Annotated in this window: 15 protein-coding genes; 9 read left to right on the forward strand and 6 right to left on the reverse strand. The window is 64.3% G+C overall.

What is annotated here, in order from left to right; translation table 11 throughout:
- Positions 1-45: 45 nt before the first annotated feature.
- From CAF53_RS09905 to CAF53_RS09915, 3 genes are read left to right on the forward strand one after another with little or no spacing between them, the layout of a single operon-like run.
- Positions 46-2,133, forward strand: coding sequence for a S9 family peptidase (locus tag CAF53_RS09905; protein ID WP_100237969.1), 2,088 nt, complete (start codon positions 46-48; stop codon positions 2,131-2,133).
- A complete protein-coding gene (locus tag CAF53_RS09910) occupies positions 2,133-2,546 on the forward strand; it encodes an acyl-CoA thioesterase (protein WP_046762446.1) in 414 nt (137 codons plus the stop codon). Before CAF53_RS09905 ends, CAF53_RS09910 begins: the two co-directional genes overlap by 1 nt.
- A gap of 51 nt (positions 2,547-2,597) precedes the next feature.
- Positions 2,598-3,215 carry a hypothetical protein gene (locus tag CAF53_RS09915; RefSeq protein ID WP_046762447.1) on the forward strand — a complete coding sequence of 206 codons (618 nt, stop codon included), beginning with the start codon at positions 2,598-2,600 and terminating at the stop codon, positions 3,213-3,215.
- Positions 3,216-3,334: 119 nt separating this feature from the next.
- Here the strand turns inward: CAF53_RS09915 and CAF53_RS09920 are convergent, their stop codons facing one another.
- The 6 genes from CAF53_RS09920 to CAF53_RS09945 form a co-directional block, all read right to left on the reverse strand.
- On the reverse strand, positions 3,335-4,315 hold the full coding sequence (locus tag CAF53_RS09920) for a TerC family protein (protein ID WP_100237970.1): 981 nt from the start codon (positions 4,313-4,315) through the stop codon (positions 3,335-3,337).
- A 312-nt stretch (positions 4,316-4,627) separates the two neighbouring features.
- Positions 4,628-6,493 carry an ABC transporter ATP-binding protein/permease gene (locus tag CAF53_RS09925; RefSeq protein ID WP_100237971.1) on the reverse strand — a complete coding sequence of 622 codons (1,866 nt, stop codon included), beginning with the start codon at positions 6,491-6,493 and terminating at the stop codon, positions 4,628-4,630.
- Positions 6,494-6,648: 155 nt separating this feature from the next.
- Positions 6,649-7,500 carry a 2,3,4,5-tetrahydropyridine-2,6-dicarboxylate N-succinyltransferase gene (dapD, locus tag CAF53_RS09930; protein ID WP_100237972.1) on the reverse strand — a complete coding sequence of 284 codons (852 nt, stop codon included), beginning with the start codon at positions 7,498-7,500 and terminating at the stop codon, positions 6,649-6,651.
- Positions 7,497-8,168, reverse strand: a complete 672-nt coding sequence (locus CAF53_RS09935; protein WP_046762451.1) for a pyrimidine 5'-nucleotidase — start codon at positions 8,166-8,168, stop codon at positions 7,497-7,499. Before CAF53_RS09935 ends, dapD begins: the two co-directional genes overlap by 4 nt.
- Positions 8,169-8,206: 38 nt before the next feature.
- On the reverse strand, positions 8,207-9,085 hold the full coding sequence (locus tag CAF53_RS09940) for an LOG family protein (protein WP_100237973.1): 879 nt from the start codon (positions 9,083-9,085) through the stop codon (positions 8,207-8,209).
- A 99-nt stretch (positions 9,086-9,184) separates the two neighbouring features.
- Entirely contained in the window at positions 9,185-9,880 is a 696-nt protein-coding gene (locus tag CAF53_RS09945) for an extensin family protein (RefSeq protein WP_197707388.1), read from the reverse strand.
- Positions 9,881-10,041: 161 nt separating this feature from the next.
- Between CAF53_RS09945 and CAF53_RS09950 the strand changes: the two genes are divergently transcribed.
- The 6 genes from CAF53_RS09950 (at position 10,042) to CAF53_RS09975 (ending at position 16,565) form a co-directional block, all read left to right on the forward strand.
- Positions 10,042-11,202 (forward strand): phosphoserine transaminase, encoded by a 1,161-nt coding sequence (locus tag CAF53_RS09950; RefSeq protein ID WP_100237975.1) that lies wholly within the window; start codon positions 10,042-10,044, stop codon positions 11,200-11,202.
- A gap of 126 nt (positions 11,203-11,328) precedes the next feature.
- Entirely contained in the window at positions 11,329-12,909 is a 1,581-nt protein-coding gene (serA, locus tag CAF53_RS09955; RefSeq protein ID WP_046762454.1) for a phosphoglycerate dehydrogenase, read from the forward strand.
- Between the two features lie 53 nt (positions 12,910-12,962).
- Complete coding sequence (locus tag CAF53_RS09960) at positions 12,963-14,093, forward strand: ATP phosphoribosyltransferase regulatory subunit (protein ID WP_046762455.1); 1,131 nt, start codon at positions 12,963-12,965, stop codon at positions 14,091-14,093.
- Between the two features lie 127 nt (positions 14,094-14,220).
- Positions 14,221-15,510: an adenylosuccinate synthase gene (locus CAF53_RS09965; protein WP_100237976.1), complete on the forward strand. Its 1,290-nt coding sequence runs from the start codon at positions 14,221-14,223 to the stop codon at positions 15,508-15,510.
- A gap of 4 nt (positions 15,511-15,514) precedes the next feature.
- On the forward strand, positions 15,515-15,697 hold the full coding sequence (locus tag CAF53_RS09970; protein ID WP_021245469.1) for a hypothetical protein: 183 nt from the start codon (positions 15,515-15,517) through the stop codon (positions 15,695-15,697).
- A gap of 304 nt (positions 15,698-16,001) precedes the next feature.
- Complete coding sequence (locus CAF53_RS09975; protein ID WP_046762458.1) at positions 16,002-16,565, forward strand: NAD(P)H-dependent oxidoreductase; 564 nt, start codon at positions 16,002-16,004, stop codon at positions 16,563-16,565.
- Positions 16,566-16,578 lie beyond the last annotated feature (13 nt).

Genomic DNA, 16,578 nt, shown 5'->3' on the forward strand with positions numbered 1-16,578 from the left:
CCAACATAAGCAGACCAGGGCACTTACGCCAGATCAGGACTTTGAATGACCGCTTCCGCTCCGCTCTCCCCGAAAGATCCTCCCAAGGCCGAAACCCGCGCGCACAGCTTCACCCGCCACGGCATCACGGTGGAGGACCCCTATGCCTGGCTGCGCGATCCGGGCTATCCGGAGGTGAAGGACCAGGCCGTGCTGTCCTATCTGGAGGAGGAGAACGCTTTCTTCGAAGCCGCGATGCAACCGCAAAAGGCGCTGACCGACCGGCTGTTCGAGGAGATGAAGGGCCGCATCAAGGAAGATGACAGTTCGGTCCCGCAGAAGGACGGCGACTATATCTACTGGCGCGCCTTCGAGATCGGCGCCCAGTACCGTAAATGGTATCGCAGGCCCGTGACGGCCAAAGCGGACGGCAGCGACGACCAGCTCATCCTCGACGAACCCGCGCTGGCGCAAGGCCATGATTATTTCCGCCTGGGCGCCATGTCGGTCAGCCCGGACGGCCGCTACCTGGCCTATGCGATCGACGATAACGGCTCGGAACGGTTCGAGGCGCGGATCAAGGACCTGACGACCGGCGAGCTTCTCCCCGAAATCATCCCCGACACCCTGTCCTCGCTGGTGTGGACCAGCGACAGCAAGGGGCTGCTCTACGGCATCGCCAACGACCAGTGGCGCACCGACAATGCCCGCCTCCACTGGCTGGGCCAGCCGGTCGAATCCGACATCGAACTGTTCCACGAGGATGATGAGGGCTTCCGCGTCTCGGTCGGCCTCACCTCCTCGGAAAAATGGATCGTGATCGCGACCGGCGACCATGTGACGACCGAAGCCTGGCTGCTCCCCGCCGACAATCCCACGGCGAAGCCGCTGCTCGTCGCCCCGCGCCAGCCCGGCCGCGAATATGAGGTGGATGAGCATGAGGGCACGCTCTACATCCGCACCAACGACACCCACCCGAATTTCCGGCTGGTGAAATCGACCCTCGCCGCCCCCGACGAGTGGGAAGAGGTGATCGCGCCCGATACCCATTTCTACCTGACCGATTTCACGCTGTTCAAGGGCTTCTACGTCACCGAAGGGCGGCAGGACGGCCTCGACCAGATCGAGCTGCGCGACTATGCGAGCCATCAGGCGAAACGCATTCCCTTCCCGGAAGCCAGCTATTCCGCCTCGCTCGACGACAATCCCGAATATGACGTGACGAAGCTGCGCATCGGCTATGAATCCATGGTCACGCCCGACACCATCTATGATTACCACCTCGCCACGGGTGAACTCGAGGTCCTGAAGATGCAGGAAATCCCCTCGGGCTATGACGCGACCCGCTATGCCACCGAGCGGCTGATGATCCCCGCCCGCGACGGCACGCAAATCCCGGTGTCGATCGTCTATCCCAGGGACCTGCCCCGCGACGGCAGCGCCTTGCTCAACCTCTACGGCTATGGCGCCTATGGCATCGCGATGGAGCCGGGCTTCTCCACCAGCCGGCTGTCCCTTCTGGACCGGGGCTTCGCCTTCGCGCTCGCCCATATCCGCGGCGGGGACGATCTTGGCCAGCAATGGTATCTCGACGGCAAGCTCGACAAGCGCACCAACACCTTCACGGACTTTGTGGACGTGGCGAAGGGCCTGATCGACCTTGGCTATACCAGCAAGGGAAGGATCAGCATTTCCGGCGGTTCGGCCGGCGGCGAGCTGATGGGCGCGGTGATCAACAGCGATCCCGACCTGTGGGGCGCGGTCGTGGCGCATGTGCCCTTCGTCGACGTCCTCAACACCATGCTGGACGAGACGCTGCCCCTGACACCCGGCGAATGGCCCGAATGGGGCAACCCTTGCCTGGACAAGGCCGCCTTCGAGACGATCCTCTCCTATGATCCCTACAGCAATGTCAGCGCGCAGGCCTACCCGCCGCTGATGGTGACCGCGGGCCTCAACGATCCCCGCGTCACCTATTGGGAACCGGCCAAATGGGTCGCCAGGCTGCGCGCCAACAAGACGGACGGCAACATGCTGATCCTCAAGACCAATATGGGCGCAGGCCATGGGGGCAAGTCGGGCCGCTTCGAAAGCCTGCGCGAAACGGCGGAGGAATTCGCCTTCATCCTCTGGCAATTGGGCGTCGCGGACTGATGCCCTCCACCTACACCCGCACCTTCACCGCAGGCCCGGAGCATATCGACATGCTTGGCCATGTGAACAATGCGGTCTGGGTCCAGTGGATGGAGCAGGTCGCGACCGAGCACTGGACCCAGGATGCGGACCCGGCGCATGTCGACGCCTATGTCTGGGTCGTGACCCGGCATGAGATCGACTATCGCGGGAACGTCCGGCAGGGTGAAACGGTTTCCGTCCGGACCTGGATCGCGGAAGCGCCGCGCGGCGCCCGGTTCGACCGCCACATGGAATTTACCGGCCCCGACGGCAAGGTAAAGGTGGCGGCTAAATCGACATGGGCGATCATCGACAAGGAAACGGGAAGAATCCTGCGCGTTCCGACCGAAGTTTCTGCGCCTTTCCTGAACAACGGTTCATCCGGAACTTAGCCATATCTACGCACGTTCTCCGGTCCACCAATAATGATGACAGGAGAATTTATGCGTAAGATCGGCACATCTATACGTTTCTTTGCTGCTGCATCGGCTCTGTTTCTCGCCAGCGGTCCGGCATTGGCAGGGGACGAGGAGCGGGCGCTGGCCGCCATCGCCCAGGCCCAGGGCAAGATCGACGCCGCCGGAAAGCTCAAGGCGGGCGAAGCCAATCCGGCCGTTCTCGCCAGGGCGCAGGCATCGCTCCGTCTGGCCCAGGAACAGCTCAAGAGCGGTAAGGAACAGGCCGCCATCCGGGCAGCGATCGAAGCCCAGCAATTTGCCGATACCGCCATCGGGCAGAGCCAGGCCCGCGCCGAAACCGACGCCCAGATCCAGGCATCGACCGCCGCCTCGGCGCAGCAGGATGCCGCTGCCGCCAATGCGCGGGCGGAAGCGGCTGAGCGTGCAGCCTCCGCCGCCGCTGCAGACGCGCAGGCCGCCCGTGCCGCCGCCGCCACGCCCGCTCCCGCCACGACGACCGTGACCACGGAGACGGTGAAGACGGTCCCGACGACGGTCGTGCGCAAGGCCGCCCCGGCCAAGCGCAAGGTCGTGCGCAGGACCACCAGCCCCGCCCGCGCGTCGGTGGTGGAACGGACGACCACCACCGTATCGAGCCGTTAGAGCGATTTCCACTCAGATGGCGTCATCTGACGATTGAGAAATCGCGCGCTTGATCATCACGGATACGCTAAGGGCACGGCCCTTGGGCAGGGAACCATTCCGGGTTCCCTGCCCATCCTTCATGCCGCGCGGTCTTCCGCCTTCGTCTTCCACAACGACCAGACGACCCCCGCGCCGATCAGCGCAAAGGTCACGCCCAGGCTCAGCGCCGGCGGGAACTTGCCCCCATCCAGCAGGAAGTCCGCCACGAAGATCTTGGTCCCGATGAACACCAGGATCGCGGCAAGCGCATATTTGAGGTAGTGGAAGCGGTGCACCATGGCCGACAGCGCGAAATACAGCGCGCGCAGGCCCAGTATCGCCATCACGTTCGACGTATAGACGATGAACGTATCGGTCGTGATCGCGAAGATCGCGGGCACGCTGTCCACCGCGAACACCAGATCGGCGAAATTGATGACGATCAGCGCCAGCAGCAGCGGCGTCGCGGCCCGCACCATCCGGCCCGTCTTCGGATCCTTCATGCGGGCGAGGAAATGCTCGCCATGCAGCTCCGGCGTCACCCGCATATGCGCCGAGATGAAGCGGATCAGCGGATTCTTGCCGACATCCATCGGCTCGTCGCCCGCGAACATCATCTTGATGCCGGTGAAGATCAGGAAGGCGGCGAACAGGTACAGCACCCAATAGGCTTCATGCAGCAGCATCGCCCCGCCCGCGATCATCAGGCCGCGCAGCACGATCACGCCGATGATGCCCCAGAGCAGCGCCCGATACTGATATTTCGCCGGAATCGCGAAATAGGAGAAGATCAGGCTGATCACGAAGACATTGTCGATCGACAGCGCCTTCTCGATGAAGAAGCCGGTGAAATATTGCATCCCCGGCTCCGGCCCGCGCACGAACCAGACCCAGACGCCGAAAGCCATGGCGATGCTGATGTAGAAGAGGGAGAGTTTCAGGCTCTCCCTGATGCCGATCTCCTTGTCCTCCTTGTGCAGGAAACCAAGGTCGAAGGCCGTCAGCGCCGCAACGATGGCGAAGAAGGCCAGCCAGAACCACGCCGGTGTCCCCAGCCAGTCCATGAAGAGAAATTCCACGGGATATGCTCCTCTCGTTCAACAACAAGGTTGATCGGAGAATCCGCTGCGAAGGGGAGGGGGTGGTCCAAACCAAGCCGTCAGTCGCATCGGATAGTCCGATGCGGTCCGACATCACGCGCTGTTTGAGGTCAGCGCGCCAGAGGGGCCCGGTCCGCGAGCGCGACCATAGCTGCGGAAGCCGCCAAAATCAACCGGACCCCATTTCTCCCCACGACGGATGGGGAGGGGGACGGCGGCAGAAGGCGGCGGTGGAGGGAAAATGGTGCAGCCCGAGCCGCGTTGCCCTTGCCCCAGCGGCAAAGGCCGCCATCAACCCCTGCGCAGGTCAACCACTTCGAAAACATCCTCGATCTTCGGCTCGACCTCCGGCGCTTGGGCCATCTCGTCCCGCTCGGTCGCCTGCCGTGCCCACATGGTCGCGTAAAGTCCGTCCGCCCGCACCAGATCGCCGTGCCGCCCGCGTTCGACGATACGGCCCTGCTCCAGCACGATGATCTCGTCGGCATCGACCACGGTGGACAGGCGGTGCGCGACGATCAGCGTCGTGCGCTTGCGTGCGATGCTGCGCAGCACGTCCTGGATTTCCGTCTCGGTCCGGCTGTCGAGCGCACTGGTCGCTTCGTCGAGCACCAGCACCGGCGGGTCCTTCAGCAATGTGCGTGCAATCGCCACGCGCTGTTTCTCCCCGCCGGACAGTTTCAGGCCGCGCTCGCCGACCCGCGTCGCATAACCCTGCGGCAGTCCCATGATGAAATCGTGGATCGACGCCGCCTTGGCCGCTTCCTCAATCTCTTCCTGGGTCGCGCCCGCCCGGCCATAGCCGATATTATAGCCGACCGTATCGTTGAACAGCACCATGTCCTGCGGCACGATGCCGATGGCCGAACGCAGCGACCCCTGGGTGACCTGGGCGATGTCCTGCCCGTCGATCAGGATGCGTCCGCCCTGAATGTCGTAAAACCGGAACAGCAGCCGCGCGATGGTCGATTTGCCCGCGCCCGAAGGTCCGACGATCGCCAGCGTCTTGCCCGCCGGCACGGCGAAGCTCACGCCATGCAGGATTTCGCGTTCGGGATCATAACCGAAATGCACATGGTCGAAGCGCACCTCGCCCGTCTCGACATGCAGGACCGGTGCACCCGGCGCATCGGCGATCTCGGCCTGCGTGTCGATCAGCTTGTACATCGCCTCCATGTCGATCAGCCCCTGCCGGATCGTCCGATAGACCATGCCCAGCAGGTCGAGCGGCCGGAAAAGCTGGCTCAGCAACGTGTTGACCAGCACCACGTCGCCGGTCGAGAATTGCCCCTTGCTCCACCCCCAGACGGTATAGCCCATGGCCCCCGCCATCATCAGGTTGGTGATCAGGGACTGTCCGATATTCAGCCAGGCCAGCGAATTTTCCGACTTCACCGCCGCATCGGCATAGCGCCGCATCGCCTTGGCATAGCGCGCCGCCTCGCGATCCTCGGCGCCGAAATATTTGACCGTCTCGAAATTGAGCAGGCTGTCGACGGCATGGGCGACGGCGTTGGTGTCCATGTCCACCATGTCGCGCCGCAACTGGTTGCGCCATTCGGTGATGGTCCGGGTGAACCAGATATAGAGGCCCACCATCACCAGCGTCGCCGCGACCAGTCCGGGACCGAACTTCACGAAGAAGATGACGCAGACCGCCGCCAGTTCCAGCACGGTCGGCGCGATGTTGAACAGCATGAAATAGAGCATCGTGTCGATGCTCTTCGTGCCCCGTTCGACGATCTTGGTGACGGCGCCGGTCCGCCGGTCGAGATGGAAGCGCAGCGACAGCCGATGCAGATGCACGAACACATCGTCGGCCAGCCGCCGCCCGGCTTCCTGGCCCACCCGCTCGAAAATGGCGTTGCGCAGATTGTCGAACAGCACGCTGCCAAAGCGCGCGCCGGCATAGGCCACCACCAGCGCCACGGCGAGGCCCGCGCCGGACTCCATGCCCGGCACCATCCGGTCGACCGCGCCCTTGTAAGCGAAGGGCATGGCAAGGCTGACGATCTTCGCGACCAGCACCAGCACCATGGCGATCGCCACCCGTCGCCTCAGGGCAGGGGCATCGGCCGGCCAGAGATAGGGGAAAAAGCGCCGCAGCGTCGCCCAGATGGGCGGAAGGGGCGAATTGTCGGGCGTGGATGGCGGCATGGGGGTTATGTAGGGTTCTGAGCCGTCCGCATCCAGTAGGTTCAACCTTGCGGTCAAGTAATCCGTGCTCCTGCGAAGGCAGGAGCCCAGATCAGAGGGTGGAACTGGGCTCCTGCCTTCGCAGGAGCACGCAGCTACCATTTGCGCGGTAGGCGTTAATCCCGCAGCAGTTCGTTGATCCCGGTCTTGGACCGGGTCTGGGCGTCGACGCGCTTCACGATCACCGCGCAATAGAGGCTCGGCCCCGGCGTGCCGTCGGGCAGCGGCTTGCCCGGCAGGCTGCCCGGCACGACCACCGAATAGGGCGGCACTTCGCCGATGAAGATTTCGCCGGTGGTGCGGTCGACGATCTTGGTCGACATGCCGATGAACACGCCCATCGACAGCACCGAACCCTTGCCGATGCGCACGCCTTCCACGACTTCGGAACGGGCGCCGATGAAGCAGTCGTCCTCGATGATCACCGGATCGGCCTGCAACGGCTCCAGCACGCCGCCGATGCCGACGCCGCCCGACAGGTGGACGTTCTTGCCGATCTGCGCGCAGCTTCCCACCGTCACCCAGGTGTCGACCATCGTGCCTTCATCGACGAACGCGCCGATGTTCACGAAGCTCGGCATCAAAATGACATTCTTCGCAATGTGCGCACCCGCGCGGGCGAACGACCCCGGAACCGCACGGAAACCGGCGGCGCGGAAAGCGGCCTCGTCCCAGCCGGCGAACTTGCTCGGCACCTTGTCCCACCAATGGCCCGCGCCCGGACCATTGTCGATCATCGCATTGTCGTTGAGGCGGAAGCTGAGCAGCACCGCCTTCTTCGCCCACTGGTTGACCTGCCAGGCTCCGGCGCCCTCGGTGCCGGTCGGTTCGGCGACGCGCAGTTCGCCCTTGTCCAGCAGCGCCAGCGCCTTGTCGACCGCCTGCCGGACTTCGCCCTGCGTCTGGAGATTGACGTTGGCCCGGTCCTCCCAGGCGGCATCGATGGTCGCGATCAGTTCGTTGCTCATGGTTGTTCCCCAAAAATATCCGCCAGAAACGGCGTCAGATGGTCGGTTTCGAAATCGATGAAATCGGGATGATGCTCGTGATTGCCGGCTTCCGAGCCGTTATTGACCCAGATGGTGGCCATGCCGATCGCCTTGGCGGGGCGCAGGTTGCGGGCCATGTCCTCGAAAAAGGCGGCCCGCATCGGATCGACATGGTGGACCCGGCAGAGTTCGGCATAGCCCGACGGGTCGGGCTTGGGCACATATTGGCAGGCATGGATGTCGTGGATCAGCTCGAACGCCCCGGCGAGGCCGAGCTTGTCCAGCACGCGCCCGGCATAGGCAGCATCGCCATTGGTGAAGATCAGCCGCCGCCCCGGCAGCGCGGCGATATGGGCGTTCAGTGCCTCGTCCACCTCCAGCCGATCCATCGATATGTCGTGGACATAGTCGAGAAATTCGCGCGGCTCGATGCCATGATGGTGCATCAGGCCGGACAGCGTCGTGCCATGCTCCAGGAAATAGCGCTTCTGCGTCTGTTTCGCGACCACCGGATCGCAGCCCAGCAGCCCCTGGATGAACTCGCCCATCTTCACGTCGATCAGGGCGAACAGGTCCGCCTTCGCCGGGTAGAGCGTGTTGTCCAGATCGAAGATCCAGGTGTCGACATGGGCGAGATCGGCGCGCATGGCCGCGCCCTAATCCTCCCTGACGGCCAGGGCAAGGATCAACCGCAGCCGGGCGCTTCGGAGTCCTGATAGAAGTTCTGCACCGCCTGCCATGCCTCCTCGGCCGTTTCCACCCAGGTCAACAGATGGAGGTCCGACGGCGAGATCACGCCCTCGTCGGCCAGTGCTTCGAAATCCACCACCCGGGTCCAGAAATCCTTGCCGAAAAGCAGCACCGGGATCGGCTTCATCTTGCCGGTCTGGATCAGGGTCAGCAACTCGAACATCTCGTCGAACGTGCCGAAGCCGCCGGGGAACACCGCCAGAGCCCGCGCCCGTAGCAGGAAGTGCATTTTGCGCAGCGCGAAATAATGGAACTGGAAGCTCAATTCCGGCGTGACGAAGCGGTTGGGCGCCTGCTCATGCGGCAGCACGATATTCATGCCGATGGTGGTCTGGCCGACATCATCCGCGCCGCGATTGGCCGCCTCCATGATCGACGGACCACCGCCCGAGCAGACGACGAAATGGCGGCATCCCGCCTCGTTCACCGGATATTGCGCCGCGATCCGCGCCAGCTTGCGCGCTTCGTCATAATAGCGTGCTTTCCGGCCCAGATTCTCGGCAATGCGCTTCTGCTCCGGCGTCGTCGCCGCATCGATCCGCGCCTGTACCTGGTCGGGTTCGGGAATCCGGGCGGAGCCATAGAAGACGAAGGTCGACTCGATCTTCGCCTCGTCCATCAGCAATTGGGGCTTCAGCAATTCGAGCTGGAACCGTATCGGCCGCAGATCCTCCCGCAGCAGGAATTCGGTATCCTGGAAAGCCAGGCGGTAGGCGGCGCTGCTGGTCTGTGGTGTTTCCAGCCCCTTGCGGGCGTCGGCGGCTTCCTGACGGGCGGGGCGGAATTTGCGTTCTTCGATTTCTTTTCTGGTCATTTCCGGAAAGGTAGGATGTCGGGATGACAAAGCCAAGGCGCTTATCCGCAGAAGCCGCCAAACCATTTGGCGCTTAACGGCAAAAGCGCCCTGTCGCCATCAGCGGCAGAACCCGCCTTTTCCGCCCATGTCGAAATGGAAATGGTCGTGATGCGCCGCATTGTAATCGGGGCTGAGCACGGTGCGGAACCGCTTGCAGGCGCTGGCGCGGACGATTTCCAGAAACTGGCGCGTCCGCCTGTCGCCGTTCCAGTCCCTTTCGATCGAAATCCGCCGTCCGTCGCTCAGGACGAAGGCCGACACGTCGATCGCATTGCTGTGCGCATGTTCGCTCAGCTTGCCGCTGCCCGCGATCGGCCGGCAGTTATAGGTGCCGAATGTCTCGATCCTCTCGATCTCCGCGCCCAGGATCAGCCGGGCGGCGGGCTGCACGCCATAGCGCGCCCAGGCCGCGAAATTGGCGGCAAGGCCGCAGGTCATCGCGCCCAGATTGGTCGCGGGAACCCCGATATCGATCAGCTTGACGCTTCCCGTCGCGCTGCATCCGCCACCGAAATTCTGGTCGGGCAGGGGGGTGAAGAGGACCGACTGAGACGTCAGCTTCGCCATGCACTGGCGCAGTTCCATCGATGGCGGCGTGGCCGGGCGCGCCGTCCTCACCGGCTTGGCGGGCCGTTCCACGCGTCCGCGCGGCACCAGGTCGCCGCCGCACCCGGCCAGCGCCAGCACGGCGGCCGACAGGCCCGTAAAACCTATGCCGCGAAGGATCGCTTTCCCCCAAACCCGCTCAATCATGACGGCATGATTTACCACGTCCGGCTGGCTCAAGGGTTAACGGCCGACTCCTTTCATCGCACGCAGACATTCAACTTGACTCTTTGGCCGGAGACTTTAGGGCGGCCAGCGGGCCACGCGGTCCCAACGCCGCGCGTGCTCTCTGTAAGGAGACGCATTACATGACTGATCTGACTGCCGTTGACGCCACCCTTGCGCCTGCTGAAAAGCCCGCCAACCGTCCGGCCCGCCCCTATTTCTCTTCCGGTCCCTGCGCCAAGCCTCCCGGCTGGAGCGCCGACAAGCTGAGCGCGCAATCGCTGGGCCGCTCGCACCGCGCCAAGATCGGCAAGACCCGCCTCGCTTATTGCATCGACCTGATGCGCGAGCTGCTCAACCTGCCCGAAACCCACCGCATCGGCATCGTCCCCGGTTCCGATACCGGCGCCTTCGAAATGGCGATGTGGACCATGTTGGGCGCCCGCCCGGTGACGACGCTGGCCTGGGAAAGCTTCGGCGAAGGCTGGGTGACGGACGCCGCCAAGCAGTTGAAGCTCGATCCGACGATCATCCGCGCCGACTATGGTCAGTTGCCCGACTTGAACGGTGTGAACTTCGCCCATGATGTGCTGTTCACCTGGAACGGCACGACCTCGGGCGTGCGCGTTCCCAATGCCGACTGGATCCCGGCCGACCGCGAGGGGCTGACCTTCGCCGACGCCACCAGCGCGGTCTTCGCCTATGAGATCGACTGGACCAAGATCGACGTCGCCACCTTCTCCTGGCAGAAGGTGCTGGGCGGCGAGGGCGGCCATGGCGTGCTGATCCTCGGCCCCCGCGCGGTCGAGCGTCTGGAGACCTACACCCCCGCCTGGCCGCTGCCCAAGGTCTTCCGCCTTGTCTCAAAGGGCAAGCTGGCCGAGGGCGTGTTCAAGGGCGAAACGATCAACACCCCTTCGATGCTGGCCGTCGAGGATGCGATCTTCGCGCTGGAATGGGGCAAGTCGCTGGGCGGCCTCAATGGCCTCATCGCGCGCAGCAACGCCAATGCGGCGGCGCTCAACAAGATCGTCGAGGAACGCGATTGGCTGGGCCATCTCGCCGCCGACGAAGCGTCGCGCTCGACCACCAGCGTCTGCCTGACGGTCGAGGGTGCGGACGAAGCCTTCATCAAGAGCTTCGCGGCCCTGCTGGAGAAGGAAGGCGCGGCCTATGACGTTGCGGGCTATCGCGATGCCCCGGCGGGCCTGCGCATCTGGTGCGGCGCGACGGTGGAGACCGCCGACATCGAAGCGCTGGGGCCTTGGCTCGACTGGGCCTATGCGACCGTGAAGGCTGCTTAAACAAACTTCTTCCCATATATCCCGTCATCCCAGCGAAAGCTGGGATCTCAGGCATCTAGGTACGACTTTGCCGCCTGAGATCCTGACTTTCGTCAGGATGACGAATTGCAAGAAAGGCAATTCGTCATGCCCAAGGTACTTATTTCCGACAAGATGGACCCCCGCGCTGCCGCGATCTTCCGTGAACGCGGCGTGGAAGTCGACGAAATCACCGGCAAGACGCCGGAAGAGCTGAAGGCGATCATCGGCCAGTATGACGGCCTCGCCATCCGCAGCTCGACCAAGGTGACGAAGGATATTCTCGACCACGCCACCAACCTCAAGGTCATCGGCCGCGCCGGCATCGGCGTCGACAATGTCGACATCCCGGCCGCCTCGTCCAAGGGCGTGATCGTCATGAACACCCCGTTCGGCAACTCGATCACCACCGCCGAACATGCCATCGCGCTGATGTTCGCGCTGGCCCGCCAACTGCCCGAAGCCAATGCCCAGACGCAGCAGGGCCTGTGGCCGAAGAACGGCTTCATGGGCGTGGAAGTCACCGGCAAGACGCTGGGCCTGATCGGCGCGGGCAACATCGGCTCGATCGTCGCCAGCCGCGCGCTGGGTCTCAAGATGAAGGTCGTTGCCTTCGATCCCTTCCTGACCCCGGAACGCGCCGTCGAAATGGGCGTGGAAAAGGCCGATCTCGACACGCTGCTCAGCAAAGCCGACTTCATCACGCTGCACACGCCGCTGACCGACCAGACCCGCAACATCCTGTCGAAGGAAAATCTGGCCAAGACCAAGAAGGGCGTGCGCATCATCAACTGCGCCCGCGGCGGCCTGATCGACGAAGCCGCGCTCAAGGAAGCGATGGATGCGGGCCATGTCGCGGGCGCCGCGCTCGACGTGTTCGTGACCGAACCGGCGAAGGAATCGCCGCTGTTCGGCACCCCCAACTTCATCTGCACCCCGCATCTGGGCGCATCGACCGACGAGGCGCAGGTCAATGTCGCGCTCCAGGTCGCGGAACAGCTTTCCGACTATCTGCTCGACGGCGGTATCACCAATGCGCTGAACGTGCCGTCGCTGTCGGCCGAGGAAGCCCCGAAGCTCAAGCCCTATATGGCGCTGGCGGAAGAACTGGGCAGCCTTGTCGGCCAGCTCGAAGGCGACCGTATCCAGAGCGTCTCGGTCGAGGTCGAGGGCCATGCCGCCGAACTCAACCAGAAGCCGATCACCGCGGCGGTGCTCGCCGGGCTGATGCGCGTCTATTCGGACACGGTGAACATGGTCAACGCCCCCTTCCTCGCGAAGGAGCGCGGCCTCGATGTTCGTGAGGTCCGCCATGACCGCGAGGGCGATTATCAGACCCTCGTCCGCGTGACCGTGAAGACGGAAAGCGGCGACAAGTCGGTCGCGGGCACCCTCTTCGGCAATGCGCAGGCCCGCCTGGTCGAACTGTTCGGCATCAAGGTCGAAGCCGATCTGGCCGGTCACATGCTCTACATCGTCAACCAGGACGCGCCGGGCTTCATCGGTCGTCTGGGTTCGACGCTGGGCGAGGCGCAGGTCAATATCGGCACCTTCCACCTTGGCCGTCGCAACCAGGGCGGTGAAGCCGTGCTGCTGCTGTCGGTCGACGGCGCGGTGAACGAAACCGTCCTGGCCGACATCTGCAAGCTGGCAGGCGTCAAGACGGTCAAGCTGCTCCGCTTCGCCTGATCAGCTTATGGTTCGGGCTGGCCTATTGCGAATAATCCGCTAAAGGCCAGCCCATGACCACGATCCCACCCGGCCTCCTCCCCGAAGGACTGTCAGATCGCCTGCCACCGCAGGCAGAGGCGTCCGCGCGCCTCGCGCGCCGTGTGCTCGATACCGTCGCCGGCCATGGCTATGAGCGTGTCATGCCGCCGCTCGCGGAGTTCGAGGATACGCTGGTCGGCCGTTTGAAAACGATGCGCGCGCAGGACCTTGTCCGCGCCATCGACCCCGTTTCCCAGCGTAGCCTGGCCCTTCGCCCGGACATGACCGCACAGGTCGGCCGCATCGCCGCCACGCGCCTTGCCAGCGCGCCGCGCCCGCTGCGCCTGTCCTACGCCGGGCCGGTGATCCGCCTGCGCGCGAATCAGCTTCGGCCCGAGCGCGAACGTTTCCAGATCGGCGCCGAACTGATCGGCAGCGACAGCGCCACCGCCGCCGTCGAAATCGTGAACGTCGCCATAGAGGCCTTGCAGGCCGCGGGCGTCACCGGCATCACCATCGACTTTACCTTGCCGGACCTGATCGACAATCTCGCCGCCGGCCCGCTGCCGCTGGCGCCGGAGGAGATCGAGGCGGTTCGCACGGAACTCGATGCCAAGGATGCGGGTGCACTCGCCGCGATCAGCCCGGCTGCCGCCGCCTATCTTCCGCTGATCGAGGCGACCGGACCGTTCCACGCCGCGATGGAGCGGCTCGAAGCGCTCAATGCCGAGCTTGGCGGCGCGATCGACAGCCGGATCGCCGGCCTGCGCGCCATCGCGAAGCCCATCGGCTGGGACATCACCCTGACGCTCGACCCCACCGAGCGTCATGGCTTCGAATATCAGAACTGGTTCGGCTTCTCGATCTTCGCGGACGGCTTCACGGGGGAGATCGGCCGGGGCGGCAGCTACGCCATCACCCGCGCCGACGGCTCGGACGAACCGGCGATGGGCTTCTCGCTCTATCCCGATCCGTTGATCGACGCGGGCTTTGGCGGCGAAGCGCCCCGGCGCCTGTTCCTGCCGTTGCATCATGACCCGGTGCGAGCCGCCGCGTTGCGGGCGGAGGGCTGGCATAGCATCGCCGCGCTCACAGGGCAGGAAAATGGCGAGACGCTTCGCTGTTCGCACTGGCTCGACGGCGACGAGCCGCGCGCCTATTGACTTTACCGGGCCAGCACGGCTAACGCGCGGCCCGCACACCGGGCGATGCGCCCACCCTATCCCACCGGCATGTCGAGTCCCGTCGAAGGGCATGGCCGGTCCGCGCGGCGGGCGGAGGACTATATCCATGGCAAATGTTACCGTGATCGGCGCTCAATGGGGCGACGAAGGCAAAGGCAAGATCGTCGACTGGCTGTCGGAACGCGCGGACGTCGTCGCCCGCTTCCAGGGCGGCCACAATGCGGGCCACACACTGGTCGTGGGCGAGAATGTCTACAAGCTTTCGCTGCTCCCCTCGGGCATCGTGCGGGGCACGCTGTCGGTGATCGGCAATGGCGTGGTGCTGGACCCCTGGCACTTCCGCGATGAAGTCGCCAAGCTGAAGGGGCAGGGGGTGGAGATCACGCCCGACAACCTTCAGATCGCGGAAACCTGCCCGCTGATCCTGCCTTTCCACCGCGACCTGGATGGCTTGCGCGAGGATGCGTCGGGCGCGGGCAAGATCGGCACGACCCGTCGCGGCATCGGCCCGGCCTATGAGGATAAGGTCGGCCGCCGCGCCATCCGCGTCTGCGACCTTTTCCATCTCGACGATCTCGGCCCGCAGCTCGATCGTCTGACCGCGCATCACGACGCGCTGCGCGCCGGGTTCAACGAAGCCCCGATCGACCGCGATGCATTGATGGCCGAGCTGCGCGACATCGCCAGTTTCATCCTGCCCTTCGCCAAGCCGGTCTGGCTGACGCTGAACGACGCCAAGTCCAAGGGCAAGCGCATCCTGTTCGAAGGTGCACAGGGCACGCTGCTCGACATCGACCATGGCACCTATCCGTTCGTCACCTCCTCCAACACGGTTGCGGGCACGGCGGCGAGCGGCACCGGCCTTGGCCCGTCGGGCGCGGGCTTCGTGCTGGGCATCGTCAAGGCCTATACGACACGCGTCGGTTCAGGACCGTTCCCCACCGAACTGGAGGACGAGACCGGCCAGCGCCTGGGCGAGCGAGGCCATGAATTCGGCACCGTCACCGGCCGCAAGCGCCGTTGCGGCTGGTTCGACGCCGTGCTGGTGCGCCAGTCGGTCGCGGTGTCGGGCGTGACCGGCATCGCGCTCACCAAGCTGGACGTGCTGGACGGTTTCGACGAACTGAAAATCTGCGTCGGTTACAGGATCGGCGACCAGAGCTTCGATTACCTCCCCGCCCATGCGCAGGATCAGGCGAAGGCCGAGCCGGTCTATGAAACGATCGAAGGCTGGCAGGACACGACCGCGGGCGCCCGCAGTTGGGCCGACCTTCCGGCGCAGGCGATCAAATATATCCGCCGCATCGAGGAACTGGTCGGCTGCCCGGTCACGCTCGTCTCCACAAGCCCCGAGCGCGAGGACACCATCCTCGTGCGCGATCCGTTCGCGGACTGATCCGATGGCGGGCGATCGCTTCGAGCGGCACAAGCAGCCCTGGACGGCGGACGAGCTGCAAAAGCTCCATACGCTGGCGAAGAAGGGCATGGCGCTCAAGGCGATCGCCAAGGCCCTCACCCGCAGCGAGGAATCGGTCAAGGCCCGCGCCAAACAGGACGGGCTTTCCATCGCCAAGCTGCGCTAGGGCCAATCGACATTCAGCCCTGACGGCCTGCAAATGGCGCTTTCCCGTGCTTCCGGTGCTCACGTACTTTTAGTACGCTCCGCTCCGGGTCACGAAAAACCACCATTTTCGTCTCGTCATCATCTGAATGTCTATTGGCCCTAGAGCGGTTTGCGATCTGATGGAATCGGATCGGCCGCTCCATTTCTTTGTTTTACGGCGATTTCTTAACCGTCTGATGATGCCATCCGACTGGAAATCGCTCCAGGGCTGGACGCCGTCGAGCGCCAATGCGACATTCTTCTGAACATCAGGAGAGTCTCCCATGGCGCTTGATATCCTTGTCCTTTACGGCTCCTATCGTCGGGGTCGCCTCGGCATCCGTCTGGCGGATTATCTGATCCGGGGTTTCCAGCAACTGGGCCACAAGGCCGAACTGATCGACGCGCAGGCAATTGGCTTGCCCATGCTCGATCTACGCTACAGCGACTATCCGCCGGGCGAAGCGCCTGCCGCCATGGCCGCCCTGTCCGAACGCCTGACCGCCGCCGATGCCTTTGTCTTCGTCGCGGGGGAATATAATCGCGGCGTCCAGCCTGGCCTCAAGAACCTCACCGACCATTTCCTCAAGGAATTCGACCGTCGCCCGGCGGGCGTCGCCAGCTATTCCATGGGCCGCTTCGCCGGGGTCAACAGCCACGCCAACTGGACGGTGACGCTCAATGCCATGGGTATGACCGTCATTCCCGATCGCCTCAGCGTCGGGCAGATCGGCGACACGCTGGATGCCCAAGCCCGTCCCCATGGGGAAAGCGGCGCGGCGCTGGAGCGCGGCTTTGCCAGTTTCGCCCGCACCCTGGTCTATTGGGCCGAAGCCGTGGCGCGCTGACGCAGCCGCTGGA

It is taken from the genome of Sphingobium sp. LB126, assembly GCF_002795205.1.
In the GTDB taxonomy this organism is placed as follows: Bacteria; Pseudomonadota; Alphaproteobacteria; order Sphingomonadales; family Sphingomonadaceae; genus Sphingobium; species Sphingobium chungbukense.

Bases quoted from the DNA above. Each gene is read 5' to 3' on its own strand.
- CAF53_RS09905 (WP_100237969.1), top strand. From the start codon at position 46: ATGACCGCTTCCGCTCCGCTCTCCCCGAAAGATCCTCCCAAGGCCGAA.
- CAF53_RS09910 (WP_046762446.1), top strand. From the start codon at position 2,133: ATGCCCTCCACCTACACCCGCACCTTCACCGCAGGCCCGGAGCATATC.
- CAF53_RS09915 (WP_046762447.1), top strand. From the start codon at position 2,598: ATGCGTAAGATCGGCACATCTATACGTTTCTTTGCTGCTGCATCGGCT.
- CAF53_RS09925 (WP_100237971.1), bottom strand. From the start codon at position 6,493: ATGCCGCCATCCACGCCCGACAATTCGCCCCTTCCGCCCATCTGGGCG.
- dapD (WP_100237972.1), bottom strand. From the start codon at position 7,500: ATGAGCAACGAACTGATCGCGACCATCGATGCCGCCTGGGAGGACCGG.
- CAF53_RS09935 (WP_046762451.1), bottom strand. From the start codon at position 8,168: ATGCGCGCCGATCTCGCCCATGTCGACACCTGGATCTTCGATCTGGAC.
- CAF53_RS09940 (WP_100237973.1), bottom strand. From the start codon at position 9,085: ATGACCAGAAAAGAAATCGAAGAACGCAAATTCCGCCCCGCCCGTCAG.
- CAF53_RS09945 (WP_197707388.1), bottom strand. From the start codon at position 9,880: ATGATTGAGCGGGTTTGGGGGAAAGCGATCCTTCGCGGCATAGGTTTT.
- CAF53_RS09950 (WP_100237975.1), top strand. From the start codon at position 10,042: ATGACTGATCTGACTGCCGTTGACGCCACCCTTGCGCCTGCTGAAAAG.
- serA (WP_046762454.1), top strand. From the start codon at position 11,329: ATGCCCAAGGTACTTATTTCCGACAAGATGGACCCCCGCGCTGCCGCG.
- CAF53_RS09960 (WP_046762455.1), top strand. From the start codon at position 12,963: ATGACCACGATCCCACCCGGCCTCCTCCCCGAAGGACTGTCAGATCGC.
- CAF53_RS09965 (WP_100237976.1), top strand. From the start codon at position 14,221: ATGGCAAATGTTACCGTGATCGGCGCTCAATGGGGCGACGAAGGCAAA.
- CAF53_RS09970 (WP_021245469.1), top strand. From the start codon at position 15,515: ATGGCGGGCGATCGCTTCGAGCGGCACAAGCAGCCCTGGACGGCGGAC.
- CAF53_RS09975 (WP_046762458.1), top strand. From the start codon at position 16,002: ATGGCGCTTGATATCCTTGTCCTTTACGGCTCCTATCGTCGGGGTCGC.